Genomic DNA, 14,578 nt, shown 5'->3' with positions numbered 1-14,578 from the left:
AAATCGGGGGATGAAAGCCCCGAATATGGGGGCGTCGACGGGAAAGGTTAATTCCCCGTGACCTCTTCCCAGAAGCGCTTGGCCTTGCCGACGAAGTTGGCCGACTTGGGGTTCTGCTTTTCGCCGCACAGGCCGGCCAGTTCGCGCATCAGTTCCTTCTGGCGCACGGACAGGTGGGTCGGGGTTTCGACGAACAGCTCGACCACCAGGTCGCCGCGCTGGCGGCTGCGCAGGGACGGCATGCCCTTGCCCTTGAGGCGGACGGTCTTGCCGGTCTGGGCGCCTTCCGGCACCGCGACGCTGATCTTGCAATTGCCGTCGCAGTTCTCGCCGCCCAGCAGGCAGGGGGCCTCGATCTCGCCGCCCAGGGCCGCCGTGGTCATCGGCACCGGCACGGTGCAGAGCAGATCAAGGCCGTCGCGCTCGAACAGCTCGTGCGGGGTCACCGACAGGAAGATGTAGAGGTCGCCGCGCGGACCACCGCGCGCGCCCGCGTCGCCCTCGCCCGCCAGGCGGATCCGGGCGCCGTCGTCGACGCCGGCCGGGATGCGGACCGACAGGATGCGCTCGCGGCGCACCTGGCCATGGCCGTTGCAGTTCTGGCAGGGATCCAGCACCAGGCGGCCCGAACCGCCACAGCGCGGGCAGCCGCGCTCGACCGCGAAGAAGCCTTGGGTGGCGCGGACCCGGCCGGCGCCGCCGCAGGTGCCGCAGACGGTGGGATTGGTGCCGGGCTTGGCGCCAGAGCCCTCGCAGACCTCGCAAGTCATGGCGGCCGGCACCTTGATCTCGACCTCGGCGCCCGCATAGGCCTGCTCGAGGCTGATCTCCAGGTCGTAGCGCAGGTCCTGACCGCGCTGGGGACCGTTCGACTGGCGACGGCCGCCGAACATTTCGCCGAACACGTCCCCGAAGACGTCGTTGAAGATGTCGCTGGCGTCGAAGCCCTGGCCGCCGAAGCCGCCCGGTCCGCCTTGCTGGCCGTTGACGCCGGCATGGCCGAAGCGGTCATAGGCCGCGCGCTTCTGCGGATCGGAGAGGACCGAATAGGCCTCGTTGATTTCCTTGAACCGACCGGTCGCGTTCTCGCAGCCGCCGTTGCGGTCGGGGTGGTGTTCCATCGCCAGTTTGCGGAACGCGGACTTCAGACCAGCATCGTCGATGGTCCGGGTCACGCCGAGAATTTCGTAATAGTCGCGCATTGTCAGCGTCTGGCGCCCAAAAGGCCCACGAAAGTGGCGTTGATACGGGAAGAGGTGGGATAGCACGCGGCCCGGCGCAAGGCGTCCTCGGGCGGCGAGACAAGACGTCGCGGCCGGGGAACAGACTTCTGGAGAATGTTCCCCGGCGCGCGCATGGCGGTCTTAGGCCGCCGGCTTGTTGTCGTCGACTTCCTCGAACTCGGCGTCCACGACGCCGTCGTCCGCGGCTTCGGCGTCGTCAGCGCCATCGGCCGAACCTTGCTGGGCGGCGTACATAGCCTCGCCCAGCTTCATCGAGGCCTGGATCAGCGCCTGGGTCTTGGCCTGGATGGCCTCGACGTCCTCGCCTTCCAGAGCGGCCTTCAGCTCGGTGATCCCGGTCTCGATCGCGGTTTTTTCAGGCGCGCCGACCTTGTCGCCGTGCTCGGCCAAAGCCTTCTCGGTCGAGTGCAGGATCGCCTCGCCCTGATTCTTGGCCTCGACCAGCTGTTTCTTCTTCTCGTCCGACGCCTTGTTGGCTTCGGCTTCCTTGACCATCCGCTCGATATCGCTGTCCGAGAGGCCGCCGTTGGCCTGGATGCGGATCGAGTGCTCCTTGTTGGTCGCCTTGTCCTTGGCGTGGACCTGGACGATGCCGTTGGCGTCGATGTCGAAGGTGACCTCGACCTGCGGCACGCCGCGCGGCGCCGGCGGGATGCCGACCAGGTCGAACTGGCCCAGCATCTTGTTGTCCTGCGCCATCGGGCGTTCGCCCTGGAACACGCGGATCGTCACGGCCGACTGGTTGTCGTCGGCGGTCGAGAAGGTCTGCGAGCGCTTGGTCGGGATCGTGGTGTTGCGTTCGATCAGCGGGGTGAACACACCGCCCAGGGTCTCGATGCCCAGGGTCAGCGGGGTCACGTCCAGCAGCAGCACGTCCTTGACGTCGCCTTGCAGCACGCCGGCCTGGACGGCCGCGCCCAGCGCCACGACTTCGTCGGGGTTCACACCCTTGTGCGGTTCGCGACCGAAGAAGTCCTGCACCGCCTGCTGGACCTTGGGCATGCGGCTCATGCCGCCGACCAGGATCACTTCGTCGATGTCGCTCTTCTTCAGGCCGGCGTCCTTGAGGGCCTGTTCGCACGGACCGATGGTGCGGGAGATCAGGTCATCGACCAGGGCTTCCAGCTTGGCGCGCGACAGCTTGATGTTCAGGTGCAGCGGACCCGAGGCGTTCATGCTGATGAACGGCAGGTTCACTTCGTATTGAGCGGTGCTGGACAGTTCCTTCTTGGCCTTTTCGGCCTCTTCACGAAGGCGCTGCAGGGCCAGCTTGTCCTTGCGCAGGTCGACGCCCTGCTCCTTCTTGAACTCGTCGGCCAGGTAGTCGACGATCCGAAGGTCGAAGTCCTCGCCGCCCAGGAAGGTGTCGCCGTTCGTCGACTTAACCTCGAAGACGCCGTCGCCGATTTCCAGGATCGACACGTCGAAGGTGCCGCCGCCCAGGTCGTAGACGGCGATCTTCTTGTTGTTGTCCTTGTCCAGGCCGTAGGCCAGGGCCGCGGCGGTCGGCTCGTTGATGATGCGCAGGACTTCCAGGCCGGCGATCTTGCCGGCGTCCTTGGTGGCCTGACGCTGGGCGTCGTTGAAATAGGCCGGAACCGTGATGACCGCCTTGGTCACCGGTTCGCCCAGGTGAGCCTCCGCGGCTTCCTTCATCTTCTGCAGGATGAAGGCCGAGACTTCCTGCGGGCTGTAGTCCTTGCCGTGCGCCCGGACCCAGGCGTCGCCGGTCGGGCCCTTGACGATCTCGTAGGGCACCATGCCCTTGTCCTTCTCGACCACGGGATCGCTGGCGGTGCGGCCAATCAGGCGCTTGATCGCGAACAGCGTGTTGGTCGGGTTGGTCACGGCCTGGCGCTTCGCCGGCTGACCGATCAGGCGCTCGCCGTCTTCTTGGAAGGCGACGACCGACGGGGTGGTGCGAGCGCCCTCGGCGTTCTCGATCACCTTCGGGTTCTTGCCGTCCATGATGGCGACGCACGAGTTCGTGGTGCCAAGGTCGATGCCGATAATCTTGCTCATTCTAGTACCTGTTCGCTCCTTTTAGGCGGACGGCGGTGACGAGGGCCTTCTCGGAAGCGCCCCGGTTTTTCTCGTTCCGTCCCCGGTGGGTTCGCACGCTCTACTGTTGGTTTCCACACTCTGCTCGCCGACAAAAGTCGAGCGGGCGAAATGCGTTGTTCGAAGTTGACGAACCCGTCAACCCCGCTTCGCAGCGGATATGGGGGATGGTGGTCAGCGCGCAAGCCCATAACCCCATGCGACAAGGGGGAATCTCATAGCCCGACCCAGAAAAAAGGCCGCACCCTTTCGAGCGCGGCCTAAAAAGATATCGTGTTATCCGAGATTTAGCCGGCTTTGGCGACCCAGGCGGTGATCGCCGGCAGGCGCAGCTGGCGGATCTTGGCGCGGTTCACCACCGCCGCGGCGGCCTTGTCGGCTTCCTTGCGCGAACCCTCGGCCAGGTTGGCCGCGGCATAGGCCATGATCTTGTCGGCCGTGGCCGGGTCCGACGAGGCGGCCCCCAGGCCGGGGATGAACTTGGTGCGCGAGCTGGAGTCGACCTTGTTGTTGACCGCGTCCTTGTTGGCCACGGCCCAGTCGAAGGTCATGTCCGGATGGTTCTGGGCGACCTTCGAGATCATGGTGCTGGACAGGGTCTCGCCCGGCTCGGTCGTCAGGGCCAGCGCCAAGGCCTTCTTGGCCAGGCCCTCGTCCTCGGCCGACGCCAGCAGCGTGTACAGCTGGTTGCGGATCAGCGGCGTCTTCTCGGCCTGGGCTTGGGCGTGGATCGTATCCCAGGTCGCGGCGTCGGCGTGCTTGGCCACGACGCCCAGGATGGTCTTGCGCAACGGGCCCGGAATGGCGCTGGGATCGGTCTTGTCGGCGGCGAAGCGACGCGTGGCCTCGGCCACCACCTCGGCGTCGCCCAGGCCGCCCAGCGTTCCGATCAGGTCGGCGCGCAGGATGGCGACATTATCGGGCTCGCCGGCCTTGGCGGTCCAGCCCACCTTGGCCAGCAGCGGCTTCAGCTGGGCGATGGCCAGCTTGCGGAACGCGGCGCGCTCGGCGGCCTGGCCTTCGTAGTAGCCGTCGATGGCCGAGAACGTGGCGGCGACCTTGGACAGCACCTGCGGGTCGGTGTCGGCCGGCGTGGCCTTGGCCAGCTCCAGGAAGTCGGTGGCCGGCTGGTAACCGGCCAGGCCCATCGACCAGACGTCGGACATCACGCCCAACTGATCGATCGACGGCAGCTTGGCGAAGTTCTGGACGATGCCGGTGAAACGCTCGGGACCGTACAGGACGCGGTAGTAGCCGCTCTGGCCGGCGTTGACGACGATCGGGCCGCAGCCCGCGACCGTGACCGAGCCCTTGCCGCCCGTGACCAGGGTCTTGGCCTCGCCGCCGCCCAGGGCCTTGACCGTGACGGGAACGCGCCAGGTCAGCGGCTTCTTGTCGGGCAGGTCCTTGCTGAACTCGCCCTGGGTCAGGGCCAGGGTGGTCTTGCCGGCCGCGCAGGTCGCGCTGTCGACGGTGATCAGCGGCACGCCCGGCTGCAGGGTGAAGTCGTGGGCGATGGCGGTGATCGGCTTCTTGGCGGCCGCCTCGACCGCTTTCCACAGGTCGTCGCTGACCGTGTTGCCGTGGTTGTGCGCCTTCATGTAGGCGCGCACGCCGTCGCGCCAGGCGTCGTGGCCCACATAGCTTTCCAGCATGCGGATCACGGCCTCGCCCTTCTGGTAGGTGATGCCGTCGAAGGCCTGACTGGCCTGCTCGACGGTCTCGACGTGCTGGACCACCGGGTGGGTGGTCGCCAGCGCGTCCAGGCCCATGGCGTATTCACGCCCGCCGACGGCGGTCAGGGCCGCGTTCCACTCGGGGTGGAAATGCTCGGTCGCCCGGCCTTCCATCCACGAGGCGAAGCCCTCGTTCAGCCACAGGTCGTCCCACCAGGCCATGGTGACCAGGTCGCCGAACCACTGGTGGGCCATCTCGTGAGCCACAGTGGTGAAGACGTTCTGCTTGTCGGTCTCGGTCGAGATCTTCGGGTCCAGCAGCAGGGCGTATTCGAAGTAGAAGATCGCGCCCCAGTTCTCCATGGCGCTGAAAAACTGGCTGCGGCCCGGGGCGGCGATGTTGTCCAGCACCGGCAGCGGATAGGGCGTGCCGAAATAGTCGTTGTACCAGGGCAGGATGTCGGCGGCCGCCTTCAGGGCGAACTGCGCCTTGGGGATGTCGCCCTTCTTGGTCACCACGCCGACGTCGGCGCCCGCCGCCTTGACCGAGGCGCGATCGAACTCGCCCAGGCCGAAGAACAGCAGATAGGTCGACATCTTCGGCGAGGTCGCGAACCTGACCACGGTCTTGCCGCCGCCGAGATCCTTGGACGAGGCGATCGGCATGTTGCCCAGCGCCATCTGGCCGGTCGGGATCGTCGCCTCGACGCTGTAGGTGGCCTTGTAGAACGGCTCGTCCCACGAGGGGATGAAGCGGCGGGCGTCGGAGTTCTCGAACTGGGTGTAGATCGCCCGCTTCTTGCCGGCCTCGGTCTCGTAGTCGAGGGCGAACAGGCCGGCCGCCTGCTTGTAGATCTTGCCCGCATAATCGATCGACAGGACGTACTTGCCCTTGGCCAGCGGCTTGGCGAACGTGAAGGCGGCGGTCTGGGCGTCTTCGTCCACCTTGATCTTCGCCGCACCGACACCCGCGATCTCCGCCTTGGCGAAGGTCAGGTCCGCGGCCTGCAAGGTCACGGTGGCGGTCGGCTCGATCACCTCGATGGCGATCTTGACCTTGGCGGTGAAGGTCAGCTTGTCGGCGTCGGGCGTGAACGCCAGATCATAGTGCGAAGGCCGGACATTGCGCGGCAGCTGGCTCGTCACGGTCGCGAAGGTCGCGCCCTTGGAGCCCATCGAAGCGGTGGTCGCCGGCTTCGACTTGGCCTTGGCGGCCGGGGCGGCGGAAACGCTCCCGGCGGCCAACAAAATCACGGCCATGGCCGCGGAGGACATAAGACGACGCATGTTCGGTCCTAATATGGAAAAATTGTCCGGCCCCCTCAGCCGGCGGCGCAAACCAACACCTTTCGTCCCTATGCCGCGCGTTAAATTTCAGCAATGTTTCAATCACTGACCGTTGTTCCCGGTTTCGACCTCTGGCCTGGGTTTCTGGACCCCGCAGCCCAGACGGCTTTGGTCGACGCCGTCATGGCCGCCGCCGACGCCGCGCCCTTCGCCCACTACGGCACGGCCTATGGCAAGGCGATGAGCGTGGCCATGACCGCTTTCGGCCCTTTGGGCTGGACCAGCGATCCAACCGGCTACCGCTACGCCGATCGCCATCCGGGCACGGGCGCGGCCTGGCCGGCGATGCCGCCCGCGCTGCTGGACCTGTGGGCCAAGCTCGGCGATCCGGAGACACCGCCGGACTCGTGCCTGATCAACCTCTATCGCGGCGACGCGCGCATGGGCCTGCACCAGGACCGCGACGAGGCCGACCCGGCCTTTCCGGTGCTGTCGATCTCGCTGGGCGACACGGCGATGTTCCGGATCGGCGGGACTGGCCGCAAGGACCCGACGCGGAGCTTGAAACTGAGCTCGGGGGACGTGTGCCGGCTCTCGGGACCCGCGCGGCTGGCTTTCCATGGCGTGGACCGGATCCTGGCCGGGTCGTCGGGGCTGGTTCCAGGCGGAGGGCGGATCAATCTGACGCTGCGGCGAGCGCGGCCGGCTTGAATTTCGGCGCCCTACACTTGTCATCAGGGCGGCGTAGCCGACCCGGGAACCCAAGGGCCAAGCCCCGTGCGGTTGCCCTGGGTCCCGGCTCTCCGCGCTAACGCGCTACGGCCGGGATGACATGGATTTGAGACATATGAAAAAGGGCCGCCCTTTCGAGCAGCCCCCTTCCAATTCAACCTAGGAAACCGGTGTCCCGGCCTCGCCCAAGCTAGCCGCGCAGCTTGCGCGTGATGACTTCCAGGTCGTGGTTCAGGGCGCTGTCCTCGGCGCGCAGGGCCTCGATCCGGCGCACGGCGTGCAGGACGGTGGTGTGGTCGCGGCCCCCGAAGCGGCGGCCGATGTCCGGCAGCGATCGGGTGGTCAATTGCTTGGCCAGCCACATGGCGGCCTGGCGCGGACGAGCCACGGCGCGGTTGCGGCGCTCGCTGAGTAGGTCGGCCTGCTTCATGCCGTAGTGCTCGGACGTGGCCTTCTGGATGTCGTCGATGGTGATGCGCTTCTCGCCCGACCGCAGGTGCGGCCGCAGGATCGCCTGGACCTCATCGAGGGTCATGCGCGACAGGCCTTCGCCGGCGCGGGCCGACAGGGTGTTCAGCGCGCCTTCCAGCTCGCGGACGCTGTCGGTGAAGCGGTCGGCCAGGAACTGCAGCACGTCCGGACGCATGGTCGGCTCGAAGCCGTGGGCGGCCGACAGGGTCTGGATTTTGCGCTCCAGGATGCCCAGGCGCAGCGAGCGGTCGGCCGGTTCCAGGCCGCAGACCAGGCCCGCCGACAGGTGCGAGCGCAGGTGGGCGTCCATCTCGGTCATGGCCGACGGCGGACGGTCCGACGAGAACACGACCCGGCGGCCTTCCTCGACCAGAGCGGTGAGCGTGTGGAACAGCTCTTCCTGGGTCGACTGCTTGCCGGCGATGAAGTGGACGTCGTCGATGATCAGCAGATCGGCGGCGCGCAGCTCTTCCTTGAAGGCCGCCGTCTGGCGATCCATCAGGGCGCGCACGAAGGTCGACAGGAAGCGCTCGGCGGTCAGATAGACCACGCGCTTTTCCGGCGCGTTGCGCATGGCTTCCCACGCCAGGGCGTTCAGCAGGTGGGTTTTGCCGAAGCCGTAGGGGCCGTGGAACAGCACGGGATTGAAGTGGCCGTCGGCCCAGTTGGCGATCCGGCGCGCCACGGCATGGGCGAATTCGTTGGCGGGACCCGGGACGAAGGTCTCGAAGGTGAAGCGTTCCTGCAGGCCCTGGGTGCGCGGCGACTTGGCGCTCGGCGCCGGCGCGTCGCTGGATACGGGCAGGACGATCTCGATCGGCTCGGCGGCGGCCTTGGGGGCGTCGACATAGGCGACGCCGGAACCGACCTGCGCGGCCTCGAACTCCAGGCGCGACTTCAGGTCGATGCGACGGCCGGTCGGATCGTTGGCCGACCACAGCTCGCCGATACGGCGCCAGGCGCTGCGGCGGACCCAGTCACGGGCGATGCCCGTCGGCGTCACCAGCACGACGTCGCCGGTCGCGGCCTCACGCAGCATCGCCGGTGCGATCCACGACCCAAAGGCCGCGTCGCCCAACTCGCGTTTCAACGCCACGCACACCTTCGACCACACGATCGCGGCCGGCTCGCAAGCCGCCGTCGAAATCGCCGCCGAGAAGTCCTGGCTGGCCACCCCGCCCTTCATCGTCATTCGTCCACCGCCTCGTACAAAACAACCGCCGCAACCAATCAGCCGCCCACCCCCCATGGCGTACGGCCGTCTTCTCAGCACACACAGGTTCTTACCCGGCGACCGCAATGGGTCCGCCGCCGCCTTGTTTCGTTCAAGACTGGAGAAGCGCTGAGACGCTTAAACTAGCCAGCGGACCCCGCCGGTCAAACGGAAAACTTGCGTCCGATCGCGGATATTTCTGTTGACTCGCGAGACCCCCTCGCCTGGCAAGGGAATAGTGAAGCCAACCCCTCAGATCACAGATTGCAACGTGAGGAACAGAACGTTGGATTCAAAGCAAAAGCCGGCCAGGCGAACCTGACCGGCTTCTGTAAATACTTGAATTCCCTAGACGAACGCCGTTCGTCCGAATTCTGGACTAGGCCGCGGCCTTATCCAGCTTCTTCAGGCGAGCGGCCAGGCGCGAGACCTTGCGCGAGCCCGTGTTCGGGTGAACGACGCCCTTGGAAACCGCGCGCATCAGCTCCGATTGAGCCTCGACGAAAGCGGCCTTGGCGACGGCGACGTCACCCTTGGCGATCGCGTCTTCGAACTTGCGCAGGAAGGTGCGCACGCGCGAGCGACGAGCGGTGTTCACTTCGGTGCGGCGAGCGATCTTGCGGATCGCTTTCTTGGCGCCGGGATTATTGGCCATAGGTCGGACCTTCAATGCGGACAGCCGCGCGGGCAGCCGCGAAGCAGAGGAAATCGAGCGCGCGGATATACGGGAAGCGCTGGCCGTGGTCAACGGTCCACAGGCGAAATCCCGCGGACCATCGTGACGCAATCGATTAGCGGCGGATCACGTCCCCTTGAACGCCGGCTTCCGCTTCTCGACGAAGGCCGACATGCCTTCCTTCTGGTCGTCGAACGCGAACAGCGAATGGAACAGCCGGCGCTCCAGGGCGATCCCGGTCGTCAGGGTCGTCTCGTAGGCGGCCTCGACCAGCTCCTTGTTCATCGCCACCGCCAGCGGCGACTGGCCGGCGATCTTGGCGGCGACAGCCAAGGCCTCGTCGATCAGGGCGTCGGCCGGGAAGATCCGCGACACCAGGCCTGAACGCTCGGCCTCGGCGGCGTCCATCATCCGGCCCGTCAGGATCATGTCCATGGCCTTGGACTTGCCGACGAAGCGGGTCAGGCGCTGAGTGCCGCCGATGCCGGGGGCGACGCCCAGATTGATCTCCGGCTGGCCGAACTTGGCCGTGTCGGCGGCCAGGATGAAGTCGCACATCATGGCCAGCTCGCAGCCGCCGCCCAAGGCGTAGCCGGAGACGGCGGCGATGATCGGCTTGCGGCATTGCTCGATCGCCCGCGCGCCGGCGGTGAAGAAGTCGGCCTTGAACATCTGGGCGTAGGTCTTGTCCGACATCTCCTTGATGTCGGCGCCGGCGGCGAAGGCCTTGGCCGAGCCCGTCAGCACGATGCACCCGACGCCATCGTCGGCTTCCGCCGCCGCCAGGACCTGGGCCAGCTCGCCGAGCAATTGGGTATTGAGGGCGTTCAGCGCCTCAGGCCGGTTCAGGCGGATCAGGGTCACGCCGGGCGCGGCCTCGGGCGCCTCGACGATCAGGGTCTGGTAGTCGGCCATCGGCGGGTCTCCTGCTTCAGCGTCGCCTTTATAGAGAGGCGCGCGCCGTTGGGGAGCCCTCGGGCTATCGGCGATCCGGCCTCAGCGCTTCTTGCCGAGTTCGGCGGCGATGTCCTTGGTCATCCGGCCGACCTTCCGGTGGGCGGCGGTGATCTGGTCGCGGGTCACGCCCCAGCGCTTCATCCAGTATTCGACGGCCTGGCGCTCGGAGAGGTCCAGCCGGTCCTTGTCGATGAAGCCGCGCTTGTCCTTGAGGCCAGCCATCAGCGTTGCCCCCAAGGTCTGGAATTGCCGGTGGCGACGCGGCTGGCCTGCTGGCGCTGGAAGCGGCCGCCTCGCGGCGCCTTCGGCCGAGCGTCGAGCGCCGCCTGCTTCAGGCGCAGGGCTCGCTGCATCGGGGTTTCGTCGTCGTGATCCTGGGCGGGACCAGGTGCGATGTCGTTCGGGTCGCTCATACGGAGAGCCTAACTCAGACCTGGCAAACGGGACAGAAGAAGGTCGAGCGTCCGGCCTGGACCTCGCGGGCGATCACGCCCTTGCAGCCCGGCGTCGGGCAGGGCTCGCCTTCCCGGTCATAGACACGGAAGCGGTGCTGGAAATAGCCCAGGGCCCCGTCGGCGGCGGCGAAGTCCTTCAGGGTCGAGCCGCCCACCTCGACGGCCTCGGCCAGGACCTCCTTGATCGCCGTGGTCAGCGGACTCAAGCGCTTCTTGGCGATCTCGCCCGAGGGCTTGAACGGCGAGATGTGGGCCCGGTGCAGGGCTTCGCACACATATATATTGCCGAGCCCCGCCACGGTGCGCTGGTCCAGCAGCAGGGTCTTGGGTCCTTGCTTGCGGTTCGCGAAGGCCTTTTCCAAGGTCTTGACGTCGAAGCCGTCGCCCAGCGGCTCGGGGCCCATGGCCGCGAACCAGGGATGGCGGTCGACCCGGTCGGTGGCGATCAGGTCCATGAATCCGAACCGGCGGGGGTCGTAATAGGTGATGGTCGCGCCCGCTTCGGTCTCGAAGACCACGTGGGCGTGCTTGTCGTCGGGCTTGACCTCGCGCGCGAACTCCCCCGGACGGACCGTTCCCTCGGGCGCGGCGATCTCGAAGCGACCGGTCATCCCCAGGTGCATGACCAGGGTGTCGCCCCGGTCCAGCGGGGCCAGGATATATTTGGCTCGGCGGTCCAGGCGCAGGATCTTCGCGCCCGCCAGCCGCTGGACGAACCCCTCGGGCAACGGGAAGCGCAGGTCGGGGCGATTGGCGCGGACGCGCGACAGGCGGGCGCCGGCCAGCACCGGCTCCAGGCCCCGGCGGACCGTCTCGACTTCGGGCAATTCGGGCAAGGGTGTTCCTTCGGCGGGGGACGCGGGCTAATAGCGAACGTTCATATAGAGAGCGCGGCCGAAAGACGTCATGAGCAACACCTCCGCCAGCTTCGGTTTCAAGGATGTCGACGCCTCTCAGAAGGCCGGCCTGGTGCGCGGCGTGTTCGACCGCGTCGCCAAGAACTACGACATCATGAACGACCTGATGAGCGGTGGCGTGCACCGCCTGTGGAAGGACGCCGTCGCCGCGCGCCTGAACCCGCAGCCGGGCGAGGTGATCATCGACTGCGCCGGCGGCACCGGCGACATGGCCCGGCGCTTCGCCAAGATGGCGCGCGGCGCCCAGCAACGTCGCGGCGGTCCGGACGCGACCATCAACATCATCGACTACAACGCCGAGATGATCGCCGCCGGCATCGAGCGCGGCGGCGAGCCCGAGATCACCTGGACGGTCGGCGACGCCCAACGCCTGCCCCTGCCGGACAACTACGCCAACGCCTATGTGATCTCGTTCGGCATCCGCAACGTCACCGACATCGACGCGGCCCTGCGCGAGGCGCGTCGCGTCTTGAAGCCCGGCGGCCGCTTCCTGTGCCTGGAGTTCTCACGGCCGGTGACCGAAGCCCTGGCCAAGGCCTACGACGCCTACAGCTTCAAGGTCATTCCGCAGGTCGGCGAATGGGTCGCCAAAGACCGCGAGGCCTATCAGTACCTGGTCGAGAGCATCCGCCGGTTCCCCGACCAGCGGACCTTCGCCGGCATGATGGAGACGGCCGGCTTCAAGCGGGTCAGCTTCACCAATTTCACGGGCGGCGTGGCGGCCCTGCACCAGGGCTGGGCGCTCTAAACCGGTGACCAGCCTGTCCGCCTTCTGGCGCCTGACCGGCGCGGGCTGGGCCCTGGTCCGGGCCGACGCCCTGGTCCCGCGCGAGGTCGAGCCGCAGTTGCCGCCGACGGCCAAGCTGGCCGGGCGGCTGCTGCGCCTGTTCGCCGGCTCGGCGGCGAGGCGGGGACGGCCGGGCGAGCGCCTGGCTCGCGTGCTGGAGAAGCAGGGGCCGGCCGCCATCAAGATGGGCCAGTTCTTGTCGACGCGAGCCGACATCTTCGGGACCGCCTTCGCCGAGGATCTCTCGCATCTGAAGGACCGACTGGCGCCGTTCCCGCTGGCCGAGGCCAAGGCCGAGATCGTCCGTAACCTCGGCAAGCCGCTGGACGCGATCTATGCGCGGATCGACGAGTCGATCGCCGCCGCCTCCCTGGCCCAGGCCCATCCGGCGGTGCTGCTGGACGGCCGCAAGGCGGCGGTGAAGGTGCTGCGCCCCGGCATCGAGCGCCAGGTGGCCCAGGACAGCGCCGTGCTGCGCCTGGCCGCGCGCCTGGCCGAGAAGCTCGCCCCCGCCGCCCGCCGGCTGCGGCCGACCGAGTTCGTCGAGGTGGTGATCCGGTCGCTGGATCTCGAGATGGACCTGCGCTTCGAGGCCGCCGGCTGCGCCGAGTTGGGCGAGGCCATGGCGACTGATTCCTATATGCGCGCCCCGCTGGTCTGCTGGGAGGGCGTCGGCAAGCGGGTCTTGACCCTGACCTGGGCGGAGGGCGTGCCGCTGTCGGACCCGGCCGCGCTGACGCTGCCGGGCCTGGACCGCAAGGCCCTGGCCGAGAACGTCACGCGCGGTTTCCTGGCCCAGGCCCTGGACCACGGCCTGTTTCACGCCGATCTGCACGAGGGCAACCTGTTCGTCGCCGCGCCGTCGGCGGTCGTGGCCGTCGACTACGGCATCGTCGGCCGCCTCGGCCCCGGCGAGCGACGCTACCTGGCCGAGATCCTGTACGGCTTCCTGAACCGCGACTACGCGCGGGTCGCCAAGGTCCATTTTGACGCCGGCTATGTCCCCGCCCACCAGGATGTCGACGCCTTCGCCCAGGCCCTGCGCGCTGTCGGCGAGCCGGTGTTCGGCCGCAACGCCCGCGACGTCTCGATGGGTCGCCTGCTGGCCCAGCTGTTCGAGATCACCGCCCTGTTCGACATGGCCCTGCGGCCGGAACTGGTCCTGCTGCAGAAGACCATGGTCACGGTCGAGGGCGTAGCCCGCCGCATCGACCCCACCCACGACCTGTGGGCCGCCGCCGACCCGGTGGTGCGCCGCTGGATCGGCCGCGAACTGTCGCCCGCCGCCAAGGCCAAGGACTTCGCCGACGAGGCCCTACGCGCGATCCGGGCCTTGGCCCGTCTCGCCGACGCCCCGCCGGCGTCGCCCCCGGTGGTGTTCGAGCGCGACCACACATGGCCGCTGCTGTGGTTCCTGGTCGGCGCGGCCACGGCGGGCGCGGCCTTCGTCACTGGCCTGCTGCTGGCCAGATAAGCTTAGCCGTTCTCGGCCAGCTCGCGGTCGCGCTTCTTGGACGCCGAGGCCCGGCGCGCCTCGCGGGTCTTCTGTTCGTCCCAATAGGCCGCGCCCTCGTCCGGCTTGAACATCGTGCGCGGCGCGCCTTCGCGCGACACCACCGCGAAGACATTGGCCTTGGGATCGTAGATCAACAGATCGCCGTTGGATCGTTTCAGCGTCTCGGCGCCCTTGGGCGGATCGCTGATGAAGGCGTGGACCTTGGCCACATAGTCGTCGGCCGACTTGGCCTCGAACGTCGCGCCGTTTCGCTCGAATGAGCGCTGGGCGTTCTCCTCGGCCGAGCGGGTCCGGTTGGCCGCCCAGTAGGGCTTGCCCGCCACCAGCTTGACCGGGGCGTCGCGCGGATCGCTCCGCCGGCCGCTGTCGCCACCGCCCGTGTCCGTCGCCGGCGGACTCCCCTCGACGCTGGCGCGTTCGCCCGCCTTGGGCGCCTTCACGGCCGAGGCGCCGCTGTCGCAAGCCGATAGTCCGGCCGCCAGCAGGACCGTCATGGCGGCCCCGAAAAGAGGCCGCCGTAAGAGATGTCGCGCAATCTTCATGATCGTGTTCGCCCCATTGCTCTACCTTTACGTTTATTGAACGA

At 67.6% G+C, this 14,578-nt stretch carries 13 protein-coding genes; 3 read left to right on the top strand and 10 right to left on the bottom strand.

Features of this window, described 5'->3' with window-relative positions; all coding sequences use genetic code 11:
* Positions 1-47 precede the first annotated feature (47 nt).
* The 3 genes from dnaJ to ASC70_RS23665 all read right to left on the bottom strand — a co-directional run bounded on the left by dnaJ (position 48) and on the right by ASC70_RS23665 (position 6,268).
* Positions 48-1,202 carry a molecular chaperone DnaJ gene (dnaJ, locus tag ASC70_RS23675; RefSeq protein WP_047413795.1) on the bottom strand — a complete coding sequence of 385 codons (1,155 nt, stop codon included), beginning with the start codon at positions 1,200-1,202 and terminating at the stop codon, positions 48-50.
* 162 nt (positions 1,203-1,364) lie between these two features.
* Positions 1,365-3,266, bottom strand: a complete 1,902-nt coding sequence (dnaK, locus tag ASC70_RS23670) for a molecular chaperone DnaK (protein WP_056055490.1) — start codon at positions 3,264-3,266, stop codon at positions 1,365-1,367.
* Positions 3,267-3,592: 326 nt separating this feature from the next.
* The gene (locus ASC70_RS23665; protein ID WP_056055487.1) at positions 3,593-6,268 is read right to left on the bottom strand and encodes a M1 family metallopeptidase; all 2,676 of its coding nucleotides are present in this window, start codon (positions 6,266-6,268) and stop codon (positions 3,593-3,595) included.
* Between the two features lie 93 nt (positions 6,269-6,361).
* Between ASC70_RS23665 and ASC70_RS23660 the strand changes: the two genes are divergently transcribed.
* Positions 6,362-6,979, top strand: coding sequence for an alpha-ketoglutarate-dependent dioxygenase AlkB (locus ASC70_RS23660; RefSeq protein WP_056055484.1), 618 nt, complete (start codon positions 6,362-6,364; stop codon positions 6,977-6,979).
* A gap of 211 nt (positions 6,980-7,190) precedes the next feature.
* On the opposite strand, the gene dnaA is transcribed toward ASC70_RS23660, so the two are convergent.
* The 6 genes from dnaA to mutM form a co-directional block, all read right to left on the bottom strand.
* On the bottom strand, positions 7,191-8,663 hold the full coding sequence (dnaA, locus tag ASC70_RS23655; RefSeq protein WP_056055479.1) for a chromosomal replication initiator protein DnaA: 1,473 nt from the start codon (positions 8,661-8,663) through the stop codon (positions 7,191-7,193).
* A 400-nt stretch (positions 8,664-9,063) separates the two neighbouring features.
* Positions 9,064-9,339 (bottom strand): 30S ribosomal protein S20, encoded by a 276-nt coding sequence (gene rpsT / locus ASC70_RS23650; RefSeq protein ID WP_004617408.1) that lies wholly within the window; start codon positions 9,337-9,339, stop codon positions 9,064-9,066.
* 147 nt (positions 9,340-9,486) lie between these two features.
* On the bottom strand, positions 9,487-10,275 hold the full coding sequence (locus ASC70_RS23645; protein WP_056055476.1) for an enoyl-CoA hydratase: 789 nt from the start codon (positions 10,273-10,275) through the stop codon (positions 9,487-9,489).
* An 81-nt stretch (positions 10,276-10,356) separates the two neighbouring features.
* Positions 10,357-10,539: a DUF3606 domain-containing protein gene (locus ASC70_RS23640; protein WP_047413801.1), complete on the bottom strand. Its 183-nt coding sequence runs from the start codon at positions 10,537-10,539 to the stop codon at positions 10,357-10,359.
* On the bottom strand, positions 10,539-10,730 hold the full coding sequence (locus ASC70_RS23635; RefSeq protein ID WP_056055473.1) for a hypothetical protein: 192 nt from the start codon (positions 10,728-10,730) through the stop codon (positions 10,539-10,541). The genes ASC70_RS23640 and ASC70_RS23635 overlap by 1 nt, the downstream gene beginning before the upstream one ends.
* Positions 10,731-10,744: 14 nt before the next feature.
* On the bottom strand, positions 10,745-11,608 hold the full coding sequence (mutM, locus tag ASC70_RS23630; RefSeq protein ID WP_056055470.1) for a bifunctional DNA-formamidopyrimidine glycosylase/DNA-(apurinic or apyrimidinic site) lyase: 864 nt from the start codon (positions 11,606-11,608) through the stop codon (positions 10,745-10,747).
* Positions 11,609-11,678: 70 nt separating this feature from the next.
* Here mutM and ASC70_RS23625 point away from each other — a divergent pair, with 70 nt between their 5' ends.
* On the top strand, positions 11,679-12,437 hold the full coding sequence (locus ASC70_RS23625) for a class I SAM-dependent methyltransferase (protein WP_047413804.1): 759 nt from the start codon (positions 11,679-11,681) through the stop codon (positions 12,435-12,437).
* A 4-nt stretch (positions 12,438-12,441) separates the two neighbouring features.
* Entirely contained in the window at positions 12,442-13,950 is a 1,509-nt protein-coding gene (gene ubiB, locus ASC70_RS23620) for a 2-polyprenylphenol 6-hydroxylase (protein ID WP_056055468.1), read from the top strand.
* A gap of 2 nt (positions 13,951-13,952) precedes the next feature.
* On the opposite strand, the gene ASC70_RS23615 is transcribed toward ubiB, so the two are convergent.
* Positions 13,953-14,486 carry a hypothetical protein gene (locus ASC70_RS23615; protein WP_082539531.1) on the bottom strand — a complete coding sequence of 178 codons (534 nt, stop codon included), beginning with the start codon at positions 14,484-14,486 and terminating at the stop codon, positions 13,953-13,955.
* Between the last annotated feature and the right edge of the window lie 92 nt (positions 14,487-14,578).

This window comes from Caulobacter sp. Root343 (assembly GCF_001425745.1).
Taxonomy (GTDB): Bacteria; Pseudomonadota; Alphaproteobacteria; order Caulobacterales; family Caulobacteraceae; genus Caulobacter.
This window is presented reverse-complemented; position numbering and strand designations above follow the sequence as displayed.